This window comes from Bradyrhizobium sp. Bra64, from assembly GCF_024519875.1.
GTDB lineage: Bacteria > Pseudomonadota > Alphaproteobacteria > Rhizobiales > Xanthobacteraceae > Bradyrhizobium > Bradyrhizobium japonicum_G.
Genome location: NZ_JALJRD010000006.1, coordinates 12,816 through 31,248 on the forward strand (window position 1 = coordinate 12,816; position 18,433 = coordinate 31,248).

The 18,433-nt window shown below is 65.2% G+C and carries 11 protein-coding genes; 6 read left to right on the top strand and 5 right to left on the bottom strand.

Translation table 11 applies throughout. The features are described 5' to 3' along the window. Positions 1–4: 4 nt before the first annotated feature. Positions 5–637 carry a LysE family translocator gene (locus NR187_RS18830; RefSeq protein WP_211381326.1) on the bottom strand — a complete coding sequence of 211 codons (633 nt, stop codon included), beginning with the start codon at positions 635–637 and terminating at the stop codon, positions 5–7. A 237-nt stretch (positions 638–874) separates the two neighbouring features. Here NR187_RS18830 and NR187_RS18835 point away from each other — a divergent pair, with 237 nt between their 5' ends. Together NR187_RS18835 and NR187_RS18840 are read left to right on the top strand one after the other, a co-directional pair. Continuing rightward, entirely contained in the window at positions 875–2,671 is a 1,797-nt protein-coding gene (locus tag NR187_RS18835; RefSeq protein ID WP_211381325.1) for an adenylate/guanylate cyclase domain-containing protein, read from the top strand. Between the two features lie 173 nt (positions 2,672–2,844). Then, positions 2,845–5,610, top strand: a complete 2,766-nt coding sequence (locus NR187_RS18840; protein ID WP_211381324.1) for a di-heme-cytochrome C peroxidase — start codon at positions 2,845–2,847, stop codon at positions 5,608–5,610. Positions 5,611–5,669: 59 nt separating this feature from the next. On the opposite strand, the gene NR187_RS18845 is transcribed toward NR187_RS18840, so the two are convergent. Beyond that, the gene (locus tag NR187_RS18845; RefSeq protein ID WP_211381323.1) at positions 5,670–6,617 is read right to left on the bottom strand and encodes an alpha/beta fold hydrolase; all 948 of its coding nucleotides are present in this window, start codon (positions 6,615–6,617) and stop codon (positions 5,670–5,672) included. Positions 6,618–6,838: 221 nt separating this feature from the next. On the opposite strand from NR187_RS18845, the gene NR187_RS18850 reads away from it, so the two are divergent. Next, a complete protein-coding gene (locus NR187_RS18850) occupies positions 6,839–7,309 on the top strand; it encodes an Hsp20 family protein (protein ID WP_211381322.1) in 471 nt (156 codons plus the stop codon). A 315-nt stretch (positions 7,310–7,624) separates the two neighbouring features. Then, entirely contained in the window at positions 7,625–8,395 is a 771-nt protein-coding gene (locus tag NR187_RS18855; protein WP_211381321.1) for an alpha/beta fold hydrolase, read from the top strand. A gap of 64 nt (positions 8,396–8,459) precedes the next feature. Here NR187_RS18855 and NR187_RS18860 read toward each other — a convergent pair whose 3' ends face one another. Continuing rightward, on the bottom strand, positions 8,460–9,233 hold the full coding sequence (locus NR187_RS18860; RefSeq protein WP_211381320.1) for a hypothetical protein: 774 nt from the start codon (positions 9,231–9,233) through the stop codon (positions 8,460–8,462). A 490-nt stretch (positions 9,234–9,723) separates the two neighbouring features. Here NR187_RS18860 and gltB point away from each other — a divergent pair, with 490 nt between their 5' ends. Then, a complete protein-coding gene (gltB, locus tag NR187_RS18865; protein ID WP_211381319.1) occupies positions 9,724–14,457 on the top strand; it encodes a glutamate synthase large subunit in 4,734 nt (1,577 codons plus the stop codon). A 141-nt stretch (positions 14,458–14,598) separates the two neighbouring features. Beyond that, complete coding sequence (locus tag NR187_RS18870; RefSeq protein WP_211381318.1) at positions 14,599–16,050, top strand: glutamate synthase subunit beta; 1,452 nt, start codon at positions 14,599–14,601, stop codon at positions 16,048–16,050. Positions 16,051–16,208: 158 nt separating this feature from the next. On the opposite strand, the gene NR187_RS18875 is transcribed toward NR187_RS18870, so the two are convergent. Then, positions 16,209–16,475, bottom strand: coding sequence for a hypothetical protein (locus NR187_RS18875; protein WP_211381317.1), 267 nt, complete (start codon positions 16,473–16,475; stop codon positions 16,209–16,211). 12 nt (positions 16,476–16,487) lie between these two features. Then, positions 16,488–18,248: an outer membrane beta-barrel protein gene (locus tag NR187_RS18880; protein WP_211381316.1), complete on the bottom strand. Its 1,761-nt coding sequence runs from the start codon at positions 18,246–18,248 to the stop codon at positions 16,488–16,490. Positions 18,249–18,433 lie beyond the last annotated feature (185 nt).

The window sequence follows — 18,433 nt, forward strand, 5'->3', positions numbered from 1 at the left end:
AAGGCTACCGCGCCTCCAGCATGGCGACGCGGATGCCGAGATAGACGAAGAGGCCGCCAAGCGCGCGGTTGACCCAGGCGATCGCGCCTTCGGAGCTCCGCAAGCGGTGCGCGGCCTTGGCCGCGAACGCGGCCAGCACCAGGCACCACAGCGTGCCCGTGCAGATGAAGATCAGGCCGAGCGTAAGGAAGGCGAGCGGCTTGTGCGGTGAATCGGCTGCGACGAATTGCGGCAGGAAGGCCAGGAAGAACAGCGCGACCTTGGGATTGAGCGCGTTGGTGAATACGCCCTGGAGGAAGACCTGCCGCAGTGAGCTCCGCCCGGGCTGCTCGATGGCCGTCGCCAGCGCCGGCCGCGACCACAGCATCTGAAGTCCCGTCACGACGAGATAGGCCGCGCCGGCGAGCTTCAGGATCGAGAACGCGGTCGACGAAGCCATCAGCAGGGCCGAAAGACCGATCGCGGCGCCCGCGACGTGGAAAAAGCAGCCGCAGCTGATGCCGAGTGCAGCGGCGGCGCCGCCTCGCCACCCCATCTGCATGCTGCGGCCGATCACGTAGACCGTATCCGGCCCCGGCGTGATGTTGAGCAGCACGCCCGACAGGACGAAGAGCCAGATTTCGTGAATGCCCAGCATGTACGAGATGCCTCCGTGGCCGAACCGTCGTCCTCGGGGCCGGCTTAATCGGTTCGCCGGCGGCCGTCCACCGCCGGGATTGCGGAGAATTTACCTCGAATTTGCAATGCGGATCATACTTTCTCTCGGGCTCATCTGCTCTATAAAGGCAGGGTGCTTGAAATGCGGGATTCGAGGCGACTGCCACGCCGTGGCCGGTCCCAGGTCCCTTACCAAGTCGCCTTGGAGCCCCGGAAGATGGAAAGACGTCTGGCCGCCATTGTCTGCGCCGATGTCGCCGGCTATTCGCGCATGATGGGCAGCGACGAGGCCGGCACCCATGCCGCCTTCAAGGCCCATCGCAGCGCGATCCACCCCATCATCCTCAATCACGGCGGCCGCGTCGTCAAAAACACCGGCGACGGCTTCCTGCTGGAGTTCCCGAGCATCGTCGGCGCCACCGAGGCGGCGATCGCGATGCAGATGCTGATGGCGGAGCGCAACCACCATCTGCCCAGCGAGCGCGCCATGCAGTTCCGGCTCGGCATCCACATGGGCGACGTCATCGCCGATGAGGACGAGGTGTTCGGTGACGATGTCAACATTGCCGTCCGCCTCGAATCGGTCGCGAGCCCCGGCGGCTTCGCGATTTCGGCCAAGGCCTACGAGGAAGCGAGCAAGCATCTCAACGTGCCGCTGGTCGATGCCGGCAACCACCGCTTCAAGAACATCAGAGATCCGATCGGCGTCTGGACCTGGACGCACGAGGGCGCACCGGCGCTTGCGCCCGAGCTGAAGGAGGCATCCAATCTCGCGCAGCAGTACCGGACCGCGATCGTCGGCGTGCTGCCCTTCGCCAATCTCAGCGACGCCCAGGACGAATATTTCTCCGACGGCCTCACCGAGGATCTGATCCACGCGCTGGCGCTGCAATCCTTCTATCGCGTGCTGAGCCGCAACTCGACCTTCGCCTTCAAAGGCAAGAACACCAGCACCCGGCTGATCGCGCGCGAGATCGACGCCACCTATCTGATCCAGGGGTCAGTGCGGCGCGCCGGAGCAAAAATCCGCGTCACCGCCGAGCTGATCGCGCCGGAGACCGGCGAGCAGCTCTGGACCGGCCGTTACGACCGCGACATCGGCGACTTCTTCGCGATGCAGGACGAGATCACCACCAACCTGTGCGCCGCGATCGCCACCGAGATCGTCCGGGCCGAGGCCTCGGCGCCGGCGCGGCTCTCGACCGACGTCACCGCGTGGGACCGCTTCCTCAAGGGACTGTCGCACTACTATCGGCAGACCAAGGAAGATTTGGCGACCGCCGTCGACCTGTTCCGGGAAGCCATCAGGCTCGATCCAAAGCTGTCGATCGCGCACGCCTATCTCGCCACGATCCAGATCCAGAGCATCCAGTTCGGCTGGGTCAAGGGCACGCGCGAGATGTGGGCCGAGGCGATGAACCTCGCCGAGACCAGCGTCCGGCTCGACCCGCGCTCGTCCTTTGCGTTCTCGATCCTGTCCTGGTCCCACGCGCTGGAAGGGCACTACGAGGCCGCGATGGATGCGGCCAAGCGCGCGGTCGCGCTCAACCCCTACGACAATGGCGCGCGCGGCGTGCTGGGCATCTGCCATTTCGTCATCGGCGAGCACCGCGAGGCGATCGAGCTGTTCTCGATGGCCGCGCAGCGCGACAACAGCGATCCGCGCTACCAATGGGCCGCGCTGAACGCCTTCAGCCACTACCTGCTGGGGCAATACGACGCGACGCTGTCGTGGGCGCGCGAACAGCTCTACGTCAACCCGAACCATTTGCAGGCGCTGGCGATCCGCGCTGCGGCGCTAGCGCAAATGGGGCGGGACAGCGAAGCCTTCGAGGCAACCCGCGTGCTCATGGGCAACTACCCGACCCTGAATGTCGATCGTCACTTGCGCAATTTCCACTGGAAGCGTTCCGAGGACCTTGCCCAGTACCGCGAGGGACTTCTGAAAGCGGGCGTGCCGCTCAGCAAGCTGACCCTGGTCCAGAGCGACCTCAAGCGCGCCGCCGAGTCCTGAGGGCAAGCCGCGGCCAAGCGGCAATTTCCCATCCGGCTTTATTGACACGACAGTGAATTCGGCCACACTTCGCCACACGCGGAAGTAGTATATGTGCTGCCGGTTTGTTAGGACTTTCCGCGCTTGATCGGCGCGTCCGTTTTTGACGATTCGCCGTTTTCAGGATTTGGGCCATGCACGATTCCGCTTCGAAGCCCCCCTTCGACCCCCCGATCCAGGTCTCGCCGAACAATCCCTGTCCATTCCTGCGTGGCCTCGTCGGCGAAGGCTTCGTCGACGGCGGGACTGTCCCGCTCGGCACGTTGGCGCAGACAATCGCGGATGCGAGCGGCGAGACCGGGCCGATGAAGGCATTCGCACGCTTCCAGGTCTACGGCGTGGCGCTCATCGCCAACGGTCTAGGTCACATCCTGAAGAGTCTGTTTTCGGGCGCGCAGCTCGACGCGCTGCGCGGCGGCCCGCTCGACAAACGCGGTGCCGGCTCGCGCATCCTCGGTGTCGACGGCAAGGTCGATGAGGACGAGATCGCGCGGTTTGCAAGCTTCGGCCGGAATTACCCGGATCCGAACGGCGGCGGCTCCGAACTCGGTCTCAACGCATCGGAAATCGCCGTCTTCATGCGCGACAACCTCAAGCGCGCCGGCAGCGCGGTGCGCTGGTACTATCCCCTGCTGATGAAATTCGAATGGCCGATCCTGCTGAAGATCATCGGCAAGGGCGAGGGTGAGGACCGCTATCTCAGCGTCGCCGACGTGCGCACTCTGTTCAACGAACGCAAATTCCCCGGGCGCATCGACCAGCGGCTGCTGTCGCAGCCGGTGCCGTCGGCCTGCCAGCGCACCGTGCGCGGCGCCCTCAAGCTTGCGGCACTGCTGATCGCCATCGGTCTCGTCATCCTGGTTGCGGTCGCCGAATTCCCCAACCAGGTCCGCGCCATGCTGCCGCAGAAGGGCATCCTCGTGAATCTTCTGCCGCCGCCCTTGCCCGCGGTCCCGGAGACGAATGCAGCCTACTGGCTCGAGCAGAACTGGTCGCTGAAGGACCGGCACTGGTTCCATCATGCCAGCCAGGGAACCGCGACCTTCCCGGTGCCCTATGACTGGTTCATGGCACTGGAGCAGCCGCGCCTTCGCCTGTTCTCGCAACCGGGCATGATGAGGGACAGCGCCTATCTGGAGAGCTTCGGCTTCATTCCGAGCCCGCAATCGATCCAGACCGACGCGACAACGCTGCGCCGCTTCGGTTACGCCAATGTCTACGAGACGACGCAGGTGCCGGACTGGTCGACCCGGTGGACGCCTGCGGAGAACGTCGACGGCCTGCCGGTCGGCTTTGCACGGATGACCGGTGTCGTCGATCCTGCGACGGGCCGTCGCGAGCAGGACAAGATCGGGCTGACCTGCGCGGCCTGCCATACCGGCCAGATCCACTACAAGGGCGTGGACGTGCGCTTCGACGGCGGCCCGGCCATGACCGATCTGAAGAAGCTCGAGATCTCGACCGGCCTGTCGATCGCCTACACGCTCTATGTCCCGTTCCGCTTCCAGCGCTTTGCCGATCGCGTGCTCGGCCCCGAAGCCAGCAAGACGGACCGCGACGCACTCAAGCAGAAGCTTGGCGCGATCGGCAGCTTCCTGATCGACTGGGTGAAAACCCAGGAAAAGACGATTGAAGGCAAGAAGACCTGGGACGGCAAGCAGCAGAAGGATACCGAGGAAGGGTTCGGCCGCCTCGATGCCCTCAACCGCATCGGCAACCAGGTGTTCTCGCAGGATCTGGCGCTGAGCGGGATCAAGGGATTCGAGAAGAACCTGCATGCCCAGGACGCACCGGTCAGCTACCCCCCGATCTGGACCGTGCCGTGGTTCAAGTTCGCCCAGTACGACGCCTCGATCGAGCAGCCGCTGATCCGCAATGCCGGCGAAGCCCTCGGCGTCACCGCGCTGCTCAACCTGTCGGACGCCTATCCGGAGGACAGGCTCTGGCGGTCCTCGGTCAACATCAGGACACTCGGCTGGATCGAGGACCTGCTGAGAGGCCCCGATCCGTTCAAGCCGGCCGATCCGTCCACAGGTCCGAAGTTCGGCGGCCTGCTGGCGCCGAAATGGCCGTCGCAGATCCTCGACGACAAATGGAAGCTCGATCAGAAGAAGGTCGACAACGGCCGCAAGATCTACGCCGAGATGTGTTCCGGATGCCATCTGCCGGCCGTCGACACCCCGGCTTTCTGGTCCTCCGGACATTGGGAGTCGAACGGCGACGGCAAGGTCCTGAACGCGGTGACGATTCCCCTCGACGAGATCAAGACGGATCCCGAACAGTCGCTCGTGCTCAGCAACAGGATCGTCGATATGCCCGGCTTCCTGAAGGTGAATACGGCCGACCTCAAGACCTGGTGGCAATGCGACATCCCGACGGCGAGTTCGCCGACCGAGATGGTGTATGCGCTCGGTCTCATGACAGTGGTGGACCTCGTTGCCCGCAAGTGGATGGACGACGAGAAGACTCCGGAAGCCGAGCGGGCGAAATTGTGGAATCTCGCGCGCAAGAACTGCCTCAATCCGGCGCCCGGGCCGCGCTATCGCGCCCGGCCGCTGAACGGCGTCTGGGCCACCGCGCCTTATCTGCACAACGGTTCGGTGCCGTCGCTCTACTGGCTGCTGAAGCCTGCAAGCGAGCGCCCGACGAAGTTCTGCATGGGCCACCGCGACTATGATCCCGTGACCGTCGGCTTTGCGGTCACCGCAGGCGAGCAATGCAAGACGGGTGAAACGGAGTTCTCCGCGGGGTCGGAGAAGGATCCGGTCCAGGGCAACAGCGTGCTCGGTCATTCCTTCGAGCGCAAGCCGGGCGAGGACAAACGTCCCGGCGTGATCGGCCGCATGTTCAAGGATGATGCCGAGCGCTACGATCTGATCGAGTATCTGAAGACGCTGTGAGCTGCCGCCACACCTCTCCCCGTCAAAACGGGGCGAGGGAGCTCACCTTCGCCGCCGCCTCACTTGAACAGCGGCGTGCCCGGCACGAAGGCGTCGAAGGCGGCCCAGAATTGCGAGCGGTAGCGATCCTGCTCCTGCAGGATCTCGTGCTTGGCGCCGGCGATCACGAGATGGGAGCCGGCCCGCAAATGATACGCGAACTCCTCGATCGCGGCGGTCGAGACCACGGTGTCGCTGGAGGCCGCCAGCATCAGAATCGGCTGGCGGATCTCCGAGGGGTAGTTCTTGCCCTTGAAGGTGTGCATGGCACGGAAGGCGGTATCGGCCCAGGCGACCGTCGGTGACGCCAGCCCGAGCGTCGGATCCTCCTCCAGGATCGCGGCATTGCGCGCATAGCGCACGGGATCGCTGGTGAGGGGATTGTTGATGAAGGGATCGAGCCCGGTGATGCGGTCGCTGCCGCCGGGGACATAACGGCCGCCCTGCCCCAGCAGGCGCATCGTCTTCAGCAGCGCCCGCGCCGGAAACGACGTGGTGCGGCCGGGCAGGTCGATCATCGGCGCCGACAGCACCATGCGGTCGAACCAGCGCTTGCCGGCATGCGCCACCCGCAGCATCACCGTGCCGCCCATGGAATGGGCGAGCGCGAAGAAGGGCGGCGGACAATCCGGCAGCACCACCTGCTGCACGAAGGTCTCGACGTCGATTTCGAAATCGGCGAAGTCACGCACATAGCCCTTGCGCGGATCGCGCAGGCGGCGCGAGGAGTGGCCCTGCCCGCGCCAGTCGATCATCGCCACCGCAAAGCCGCGGTCGCGCAGATCGCGCACGGTCTCGAAATATTTCTCGATCTGCTCGCTGCGTCCGGTGAAGACACAGACCGTGCCCTTGCGGTTCGCGGGCGGTGCCCAGCGCGCAAAGCGCAGCTCGACGCCATCGGGAGTCTTGATGGTGCCGCTGACGACGTCTTCGGGAACTGGATTGGACGGAATCGAGACCAGCGTCATGATTGGAAGGGCTTGGGCGCCAAGTGCTGCAGATCAAGGGGCGGGAGCGCCGAAAAGGCGCTGCTTGCCGCCCTCTTGAACGCCGTTCCCCTGAACCCATATCACCATGGTGCAGGCCGCTACCAGTGTTTCGGAACCGGAACATCAGGCTGCACACAGACTAAAGCCCGGCCCGATTGGCGGGCGGGTTACTCAACAGTCGCTCAATGGAGGACTTGACCATGCGTACCTACGATCTGACCCCGTTCTATCGTTCCACCGTCGGCTTCGACCGCCTCTTCAACCTGCTCGACCAGGCCGGTTCGGACGGCAGCCCCGGTTATCCCCCCTACAACATCGAGCGCACCGGCGAGAACACCTACCGCATCACCGTTGCGGTCTCGGGCTTCGCCAAGGACGAGCTCTCCCTCGTCGCGAAGGAAAACACGCTGACGATCAAAGGCGAGAAGGTCGCCAACGAGAACAGCAAGGCCGAAGTGCTCTACCGCGGCATCGCCGCGCGTGCCTTCGAACGCGCCTTCCAGCTCGCCGACTTCGTGCAGGTGAAGGACGCCTCGCTCGAGAACGGCCTGCTTCACGTCGACCTCGTTCGCGAGATTCCCGAGGCCAAGAAGCCGCGCCAGATCGCGATCAACGTCGGCGCGCCCAAGGCGCAGGTGATCGAGAACTCGGCCACGCAAGCCGCGGCCTAAAATCACGCGCGCCACTTCCGAGTTGCGAAAACGCCCCGGTGCCCCGGGGCGTTTTTTTTGCTTGGCTCTTCTCGTCCCGGCGAAGCCAAGAAATCCTGCCGCGAGATCGATCAATCGTGCGCGGAAGGAATACCGAACGACGGATCTGCCATACCTTCCCAGAGATGATGGTCTTTGCCGTCGCCAGGACGTCACCGATTGCTGAACTGCCGTACTGGACCGTTGGGCCGCATCACAGAGCGGTGAAATGGCGTAACACCAACGCCCGCGCCTCGTCCTTTGGATATCGCACCCAAAACAAGACGGAGAACGATCATGACTTTCTGGCGCAGCTTTTTCGTCGCCGCGAGCCTTTTGGCGGCCCCCCTCAGCCTTGCTCACGCGCAGACCCCGCAGACGGTGAAGGCCAGGAACGTCGTGCTGGTGCACGGCGCCTGGGCCGACGGCTCGAGCTGGTCGGAGGTGATCCCGATCCTCCAGGCCGCAGGCCTGCACGTGACTGCCGTGCAAAATCCGCTGTCGTCGCTGGCGGACTCCGTTGACGCAACCAAGCGCGCGCTCGCCGAGCAGGACGGACCGACCGTGCTGGTCGCGCATTCCTGGGGCGGCACGGTGATCAGCCAGGTCGGCACCGATCCGAAGGTCACCGGCCTCGTTTATGTCGCCGCCCGCGCGCCCGATGCCAACGAGGATTTCGTCGCGCTGTCGAAGCAATTCCCGACCGGCCCGGTGCGCGCCGGCATCGTCGAGCACGACGGCTACACCAAGCTGTCGGAAGACGCCTTCCTGAAATACTTCGCCAATGGCGTGAAGCCGGAGCAGGCCAAGGAGCTCTACGCGGTGCAATGGCCGACGGCCGCCTCGATCTTCGCCGGTCGCACCACCGAGGCGGCATGGCATTCGAAGCCGAGCTGGTACGCGGTGTCGAAGAACGACGACACCATCAATCCCGATTTCGAACGCTTCCTCGCCAAGCGCATGAACGCAACCACGATCGAGCTCGATGCCGGCCACCTCTCGCTGGTGTCGCATCCGAAGGAGGTCGCGAATCTGATCCTGGAAGCCGCGGGGTATGGCCGGAGCTGAGACACCGTCGCTGTGTCGCAAAAGCGCCCGAGGCTCTCGGGCGCTTTTTTGTTGCGACCGCGCGCTAATCCAACCCTTGTGCGGCCGGCATCTCCTGCGTCGGCAGGATCGTTGGCGCGGGCTTCGCCTGCCCGACGGTTGGAGCGATGGTTTGCGGCGGGGCCTCGGCCGGCTTGGGCTGCACGGCAGCCGCGGTCTGTTGCGCAGGCTGGGCCTGCACCGTCGCAGGCTCGGCCGGCTTGGCGGCGGCGAGCGGGGCTTCGCCGCGCGGCGGGGCGGCCCTGGGCAGCGGCACGGTGCGGCTAGCAACGTGCGGAATCGAGGCCGGCGGGCGCGGCGGGCCGCTGCGGACCATGGTCGGTGGCGGCAGCGCGCTTTGCGGGCGGTAGGGTGCGACCGCGGGCTCATCGTAGCCGGGCGCCATGCCATAGGCGTCCCTGGCCGGCATGAAGCGCAAGATTCTCCCGTCGCGGGCGTCGATGACCAGCCGGCCGTCGTCACCGCGGCGGTCGATCACCGCGATGGTGTAGACGCTGCCGCGCAGGCGCGGGATGCCGAGCGGCAAGAAGCCGTTTTCGCGCAGCACCGCGTAGACCTCCGCCGACGGCAGCAGTACCGGGGCCGGGCCGCGTTCTCCGTAGCCATAGCCGTAGCCGTAACGCGGCGGCGGGGGCGGCGCGGCGTCCGGCGGCCCATAGGGTCCGTCGAAATCCGAGACCGCGATGGCGGCCCCGCTTCCGATACCGTTCGCCGGAACTTGCGCAAGAACTTGCGCCTGAGCCACGGTCGCAGCCAGCACCAGCGTGGCAGCGGCCACACATCCTGTGAAAAACTTCATGGTCGACACGCTCCTGTCAGGCCCCCGAAGCTCTCGCGCTCTTTCGCTTCTTGCGGCGTGGCGCGCCTTTCGAGGGCTGATCCGAAGCTTCATTCGGGATTCCGGCGTCGGCAGGGCCGGATCAGGGCGCGTTTGCTTCAAAACCGGGGCCGCGCAACTTTCGGAAAGCGATTGATTGACATATCGGGAATCGGGACTTTCGCGCGCTTGTGTGATAGACAAAAATTTGGCAAGGTGATGGTTAGGACAGGAAGACTGTCTCAATTTTGCTTGCAGTTCCGGCATACGGATTGCAACGAAAGTCGGTGCTTTCGAGCGCCAGGAAGGCAACAGGCAAAGCCGTTCTCGGGGACGAAGAACGCCTTAGCCTGAATTTAAGAAAATGCGGCTCGCAGCGGACGAGCGGTGACCCAGAGGCGGGTGCCGCGGAACGCCCAAGGTGCGCCGAAGATAGCGGTGAGGCAGCTTGCCGCACGGAGAGGACGAGGACATGAACGGGTCGCAATTCGAGCGCGCAAACATCGTGGCAGAAGAGCTGTCGGCGACCGTCGCCTCGAAAACGACCGATCCGATTCAGGAACACAATTCGCGTCCGCCCGCCGTTGGCCTCTACGATCCGAGCCTGGAGAAGGATTCCTGCGGCGTCGGCTTCATCGCCAACATCAAGGGCAAGAAGTCCCACGAGATCGTCGCGGACGCGCTGAGCATCCTCTGCAACCTCGAGCATCGCGGCGCCGTCGGGGCCGATCCGCGCGCCGGTGACGGCGCCGGCATTCTGGTGCAGATCCCGCACGCCTTCTTCAGCCGCAAGGCCGCGGAGCTCGGCTTCGCGCTGCCTCAGCCCGGCGAATACGCCATCGGCGCGCTGTTCATGCCGCGCGACACCGCCTGGCGCAACGTCATCAAGAGCATCATCGCCGACCAGATCAAGGAAGAGGGCCTCACCCTGCTCGGCTGGCGCGACGTGCCGACCGACAATTCCTCGCTCGGCGTCACCGTGAAGCCGACCGAGCCGGCCTGCATGCAGGTGTTCATCGGCCGCAACGGCACCGCCAAGACCGAGGACGATTTCGAGCGCCGGCTCTACATCCTGCGCAAGTCGATCTCGCAGGCGATTTACCAGCGCCGCGACCGCGGGCTTGCGGGCTACTATCCCTGCTCGATGTCCTGCCGCACCGTGATCTACAAGGGCATGTTCCTCGCCGACCAGCTCGGCAAGTACTATCCCGATCTGCACGAAAAGGACTTCGAGAGCGCGCTGGCGCTGGTGCATCAGCGCTTCTCGACCAACACCTTCCCGGCCTGGTCGCTGGCGCATCCCTACCGCATGATCGCGCATAACGGCGAGATCAACACGCTGCGCGGCAACACCAACTGGATGGCGGCGCGCCAGGCCTCTGTGAGCTCCGAGCTCTATGGCAAGGACATCAACCGGCTCTGGCCGATCTCGTATGAAGGCCAGTCGGACACCGCCTGCTTCGACAACGCGCTCGAATTCCTGGTGCAGGGCGGCTACTCGCTGCCGCACGCGGTCATGATGATGATTCCGGAAGCGTGGGCCGGCAATCCGCTGATGGATGAGACGCGCCGCGCCTTCTACGAATATCACGCCGCGCTGATGGAGCCGTGGGACGGCCCCGCCGCGATCGCCTTCACCGACGGCCGCAAGATCGGCGCCACGCTCGACCGCAACGGATTGCGGCCGGCGCGCTATCTCGTCACCAAGGACGACCGCATCGTGATGGCTTCCGAAATGGGCGTGCTGACGATCCCCGAGGACCAGATCATCACCAAGTGGCGCTTGCAGCCCGGCAAGATGCTGCTGGTCGACCTCGAGCAGGGCCGCCTGATCCCCGACGACGAGATCAAGGCCGATCTCGCCAAGAGCCATCCCTACAAGGAATGGCTGGAGCGGACCCAGATCGTGCTGGAAGAGCTGCCGAAGGTTCCGACCACCGGCGTGCGCTCCAACCTGTCGCTGCTCGATCGCCAGCAGGCGTTCGGCTACAGCCAGGAAGACATCACCATCCTGATGACGCCGATGGCGGCCACCGGCGAGGAAGCCGCGGGCTCGATGGGCAACGACACGCCGATCTCGGCTCTGTCGGACAAGGCCAAGCCGCTGTTCACCTACTTCAAGCAGAACTTCGCGCAGGTCACCAATCCGCCGATCGACCCGATCCGCGAAGAGCTGGTGATGAGCCTCGTCTCCATCATCGGACCGCGGCCGAACCTGTTCGACCTGCAGGGCCTTGCCACCACCAAGCGTCTCGAGGCGCGTCAGCCGATCCTGACCGACGCGGATCTCGAAAAGATCCGCTCGATCTCGGAAGTCGCCGAGTCGCACTTCAAGTCGCGCACGCTGGACACCACCTTCCACGCCGGTCTCGGCGCCGCGGGCATGGACCAGGTGCTGGACGAGCTCTGCGCGCGCGCGGAAAGCGCGGTGCGCGAGGGCGTCAACATCATCATCCTGTCCGACCGCATGGTCGGCACCGACCGGGTGCCGATCCCGTCGCTGCTGGCTTGCGCCGCCGTGCATCATCATCTGATCCGCACCGGCCTGCGCACCTCGGTCGGCCTCGTCGTCGAATCCGGCGAGCCGCGCGAAGTGCATCACTTCGCCTGTCTCGCCGGCTACGGCGCGGAAGCGATCAATCCGTATCTGGCGTTCGAGTCCATCATCGCGATGAAGGACCGCCTGCCCGGCTCGCTCGACGACTACGAGATCGTCAAGCGCTACATCAAGTCGATCGGCAAGGGCCTGCTCAAGGTGATGTCCAAGATGGGCATCTCGACCTATCAGTCGTATTGCGGCGCGCAGATCTTCGACGCGGTCGGCCTGAAGGCGGATTTCGTCGGAAAGTTCTTCGCCGGCACGCATACCCGCGTCGAGGGCGTGGGCCTGGCCGAGATCGCGGAAGAAGCGGTGCGCCGCCATGCCGACGCGTTCGGCGAGGCGCTGGTCTACAAGACCTCGCTCGATGTCGGCGGCGAATATGCCTATCGCAGCCGTGGCGAGGATCATGCATGGACCGCCGAGTCGGTCGGGCTGCTGCAGCACGCCGCGCGCGGCAATTCGCTGGAGCGCTACCGCGCCTTCGCCAAGATCCTCAACGAGCAGTCGGAGCGCCTGCTGACGCTGCGCGGCCTGTTCCGGATCAAGAACGCGGACGAAGAGAAGCGCAAGCCGGTGCCGCTCGACCAGGTCGAGCCCGCCAAGGACATCGTCAGGCGTTTCGCCACCGGCGCGATGAGCTTCGGCTCGATCTCGCGCGAGGCGCACACCACGCTCGCGATCGCCATGAACCGGATCGGCGGCAAGTCGAACACCGGCGAAGGCGGCGAGGAAGCCGACCGCTTCAAGCCGCTGCCGAACGGCGACAGCATGCGCTCGGCGATCAAGCAGGTCGCCTCGGGCCGCTTCGGCGTCACCACGGAGTATCTCGTCAACTCCGACATGATGCAGATCAAGATGGCGCAGGGCGCCAAGCCCGGCGAAGGCGGACAGTTGCCCGGCCACAAGGTCGACGCGACCATCGCCAAGGTCCGGCACTCGACGCCGGGCGTCGGCCTGATCTCGCCGCCGCCGCACCACGACATCTACTCGATCGAGGATCTGGCGCAGCTCATCTACGACCTCAAGAACGTCAACCCGGCGGGCGACGTCTCGGTCAAGCTCGTCTCCGAGATCGGCGTCGGCACGGTGGCCGCGGGCGTCGCCAAGGCGCGCGCCGACCATGTCACCATCGCGGGCTTCGAGGGTGGCACCGGCGCTTCGCCGCTGACCTCGATCAAGCACGCCGGCTCCCCCTGGGAGATCGGCCTTGCCGAAACCCACCAGACGCTGGTGCGCGAGCGGCTGCGCAGCCGCATCGTGGTCCAGGTCGACGGCGGCTTCCGCACCGGCCGTGACGTCGTGATCGGGGCGCTGCTCGGTGCCGACGAGTTCGGCTTCGCCACCGCGCCGCTGATCGCGGCCGGCTGCATCATGATGCGCAAGTGCCATCTCAACACCTGCCCGGTCGGCGTCGCGACCCAGGACCCCGTCCTGCGCAAGCGCTTCACCGGCCAGCCCGAGCACGTGATCAACTACTTCTTCTTCGTCGCCGAGGAAGTCCGCGAGATCATGGCCTCGCTCGGCTTCCGCACCTTCAACGAGATGATCGGCCAGGTGCAGCTGCTCGACCAGACCAAGCTGGTCGCGCACTGGAAGGCCAAGGGCCTCGACTTCTCGAAGCTGTTCGTCAAGCAGAAGGAAGAGAAGGGCCAGAAGATCTATCACTCCGAGCGCCAGAACCATCATCTGGAGGCGGTGCTCGACCGCTCGCTGATCGAGAAGGCGACGCCAGCGCTCGACCGCGGCGCGCCGGTGAAGATCGAGGCCGCGATCAACAGCACCAACCGCTCTGCCGGCGCCATGCTGTCGGGCACGGTCGCCAAGATCTACGGCCATGCCGGCCTGCCGCACGACACCATCCATGTCAGCCTCAAGGGCACGGCGGGTCAGGCGTTCGGCGCGTGGCTGGCGCAAGGCGTCACCTTCGAGCTCGAGGGTGAAGCCAACGACTATGTCGGCAAGGGTCTGTCGGGCGGCAAGATCATCGTCAAGCCGCCTGCCAACAGCAGCATCGTGCCGGAAGAGAGCATCATCGTCGGCAACACCGTGATGTACGGCGCCATTCAAGGCGAGTGCTACTTCCGCGGCGTCGCCGGCGAGCGTTTCGCCGTGCGCAATTCGGGCGCGGTGGCGGTCGTCGAAGGCGCCGGCGACCATTGCTGCGAATACATGACCGGCGGCATTGTGGTCGTGCTCGGCAAGACCGGACGCAACTTCGCGGCGGGCATGTCCGGCGGCATCGCCTATGTGCTTGACGAGACCGGCGGCTTCGACAAGCTCTGCAACATGGCGATGGTCGAGCTCGAGCCGGTGCTGTCGGAAGAGCTGATCAACGCCGGAACCTACCATCACTCCGGTGACCTAGAGGCGCACGGCCGGGTCGACGTGTTCAAGGACCTGCTCGACTCCGACGTCGAGCGGCTGCACGTCCTGATCTCGCGCCACGCCAAGGCGACCGGGTCGAGGCGCGCGGCCGACATCCTTGCCAACTGGAAGGAGTGGCTGCCCAAGTTCCGCAAGGTGATGCCGGTCGAGTACCGGCGCGCGCTGCGCGAAATGGCCGCCAACGCGGACGCCGAGCCGAAAATTGCGATCGGGGCGTAAGGCATCACACCCCGTCATTGCGAGCGTAGCGAAGCAATCCAGACTTTCTCCTCGGATACACTGGATTGCTTCGACGCTTCGCCTCTCGCAATGACGACGAGAAGAAACAGAACGAATTAGCCGGCAGGGACTTCGGGTTTAATGGGCAAGATCACGGGTTTTCTTGAAATCGAACGGCATGACCGCAAGTACACCCCGGTCGCCGAGCGTGTGAAGCATTACAACGAGTTCGTCGTTCCCTTGACCGAGAAGGAAACGCGCGACCAGGCTGCGCGCTGCATGAATTGCGGCATTCCCTATTGCCACGGGACCGGCTCGGTCGCGCCCGGCACGCCCGGCTGCCCGGTCAACAACCAGATCCCCGACTTCAACGACCTCGTTTACCAGAACAACTGGGAAGAGGCGTCGCGCAACCTGCACTCGACCAACAATTTCCCGGAGTTCACCGGCCGCATCTGTCCTGCGCCGTGCGAGGCATCCTGCACGCTCAACATCGACGACAACCCCGTCACCATCAAGACCATCGAATGCGCGATCGTCGACCGCGCCTGGGACAATGGCTGGCTCAAGCCCGAAATCGCCTCCGTCAAGACCGGAAAGAAGGTCGCGGTGATCGGCTCCGGTCCGGCCGGCATGGCCTGCGCACAGCAGCTCGCGCGCGCCGGGCACGATGTGCATCTGTTCGAGAAGTACGCCAAGGCCGGCGGCCTGCTTCGTTATGGCATTCCCGACTTCAAGATGGAGAAGGGCGTCATCGACCGCCGCGTCAGGCAGATGGAAGGCGAAGGCGTCACCTTCCACTACAACAGCCATGTCGGCGCTGACGGCAATGTCGATCCGCGCGAGATGCTCAACGAGTACGATGCCGTCGCGCTGACCGGCGGCGCCGAAGCCCCGCGCGACCTGCCGATCCCCGGCCGCGAGTTCGCCGGCATCCACTACGCCATGGACTTTCTGCCGCAGCAGAACCGCCGCGTCTCCGAGGAGCCGCTGAACGGGGTCAGCGAGATCCTGGCCGCGGGCAAGCACGTCGTCGTCATCGGCGGCGGCGACACCGGATCCGACTGCATCGGCACCTCGCTGCGCCAGGGCGCGCTCTCGGTCACCCAGCTCGAGATCATGCCGGCCCCGCCCGAGCACGAGAACAAGGGCCTGACCTGGCCGAACTGGCCGCTGAAAATGCGCACGTCGTCGAGCCAGGCCGAAGGCGCGGTCCGAGAATTCGCCGTGCTGACGCAGAAGTTTTCCGGCGAGAACGGCCAGGTCAAGAAGCTGCACTGCGTGCGCGTCGACGACAAGTTCAAGCCGATTGCCGGCACCGAGTTCGATCTCGACGCCGAGCTCGTCCTGCTCGCGATGGGCTTCGTGCACCCCGTGCACGAGGGTCTGCTGAAGCAGCTCGCGGTCGAGCTCGACCCGCGCGGCAACGTCAAGGCCAACACGCTCGACTACCAGACCTCGCGCCCGAACGTGTTCACCGCCGGCGACATGCGCCGTGGGCAATCACTGGTGGTCTGGGCGATCCGCGAGGGCCGGCTGTGCGCACGGTCAATCGATATGTTCCTGATGGGGAAGACGGACCTGCCGCGGTAGCCGCTGGGCTCGCTGCAAGATTTACAAACGGTGTCATCGCCCGCGAAAGCGGGCGATCCAGTATTCCGAAACAATTGTGATCTACTGAGAAGCCGCGGCGTACTGGATGCCCCGCCTTCGCGGGGCATAACAGCGGAGTGAGGGGCAGCGAGCGGACTTCAGTCCAGGACGTGCGGGAAGTGTTGTGCGTCCCACTCGTCGAGCCGGAACAGCACCTTACCGTATGCGAGAAGCTTGTCGGTCGGCCGATAGGGTCGCGTAGAAACTTCAACATCCGATGCGACTTCACTTGGCATCAAGTGAAAATGTTCGTTAGTCGCATTCAGCGCCAGCAGTTCCTTAACGAAGAGGTCGCGGCCTTCGGAATTGAGCCATAGCTCGAATTCTCCAGCCGAGTTGATGTCCAAAGTAATCCGTGGCGCCATACTGCCCACTCCTCAATTCTGCAGCCTCACCCCAACCATCGCCACCGTGCCCTGCGAGCTTGAGCCCGGCTGGTTCGAATCCAGGATGTCGTGGCGCAGCGTGCCCTTGACCCAGATGTTGCGGTTGAGCTTGTAGATCAGATTGCCTTCGAGCGAGTAGGTCTTGTCGTTGCGGTTCTGGCCCTGATAGTCGTAGGTCCCGTAGGTGAACTTGCCGACCGCGGTGAGCCAGCGGCGGAAATCGTGATCGACCTCGGCGGCGTAGGTGTGCACCAGCACGCCGGAGGAGCCGGGGACGGTGGTCTCGGCGATCTGCGTGTCGGTTGAGAATTTCACCGTGGTCAGGCCGCTCGCATTCCAGATCAGCGAGCCCGAGGTCAGGAAGCCCGCGAGCTGGCTGAGGCGCGGGTCGACATAGTTGCGCGCGGAATAGCCGACCGAGACCTCGCCGGTGAGAATGCGCGAGAACTCGAAGGACGAGCCGACCTTGGCGTAGCCGCCGTCTGAATCGCGCAAATAGCCGTTGCGGTCGGCGGCCTGGTCGTGGACGCGGGTGTCGCCCTGGATCTCGACGAACGGCTTCAGGCCCGGCTTGAGATCGTAGGAGAAGCGCCCGACGCCGCCATACTGGTTGAAGTCGCGATCGTCGTTGCTGAAGGTCGAGCCGTCGGTGAGTTTTGAGTTGGTGTAGGCGGTGCGATCCACCGTGGCGCCGGCCGCGACCTGAAAGCGGTTGAAGGTCTGGTCGAAGCCGACGGTGGTGCCATAGCTGGCGTAGATCGGGTACTTCTGCAGGCCGGCCTGCACGTTCGGGCTGCCGGGATTGTCGGTGGCGAGCCGCAGGCGCAGCTGCGAGGTCAGCTTGAGATCGCGGTCGACGTCGAGGCGGCCGTCGACATGGCCGGTGAAATCCGGGCGGTCGATCTCGACCGGCGAGGGCGAGGCGAAGCCGTCAATCGTCGCCGGCATGTTTTGGGTATAGCCCGAGAACGAGCCGCGCAGATCGGCGACCAGCGCGTGGCGCTCCCAGTCGGACGCCACGAGAAGATCGGGTGCGACCACATAGACCGGCGAGCCGATCGGCTTGTTCAGACGCGCGGGATTGGTGTCGTAGCCGGCGGAGAGCTCAAGCCCGCCCTTGATCAGGAAACTGCCGGCATAGTCGCCGACGGCCCCGAACGGATCGTCATCCGCCTTGAGGCGGCGGCGCTGCGGCTGGCCGGGCACGGTGCCCGCCATCGCCGCCGGCACCGGCGCCTTGTTCGCGGACGCGGACGGCGGCGGCGCGATCCTGGGCAGACCGAGGGTGGACACCGGTGGCGTAGCCAGGGGCACCGGCGAGCCGGGACCGGCGGGGCGCTTCGGCTTGGGCTGGCCGGGATAGAGCTTGGGTTGCTGCCGCTTGCGGTTGAGCGAGTCGTAGCCGGAGGCGCTGGCACCATTGGCGGCGGGCAGGCCGTAGGTCGGGACCTGGTTGGTCGGGTTCTGGCCGGGGCGCGAGGTCGCCGGCGCCTGCTGGCGCTTGCGCGGGTCGGCATTGGGGTCGGGCAACGCCGGCAGCGCATCCGACGGCGCCAGCGGAACGCCTGCCGTGCGGCGCGTCGGCAGCGTGTCGGGCGAGGCGAAGCCGCCGCGGTTGGGATTGAACAGGTCCGGGGTGAGGCTCTGGGCCGCCGCGGGCGCACTTCCGAGCGCCGTCAGCACAAGACACGGCAAGGCGGCGCGCAGGAAATGCGCGCGTTTGCTCCGGCTGCTGCCTGGAGACGACCCCACGATGGAAGAACTCCAACGAAATCAAACACTTTCGCGATTGCCCCCGCCGACTGGCGGGAACCATCGTTAATGGAGTTAAAACAATTATGGTTAACGGCCCGTTGAGGGCTCTGGCGCTCTCGTCGCCTCGCAGGCCTCCGCGTGCTAAGCAGGTGCCAACGGGCGAACGCCCCCTCTTCCCTGGA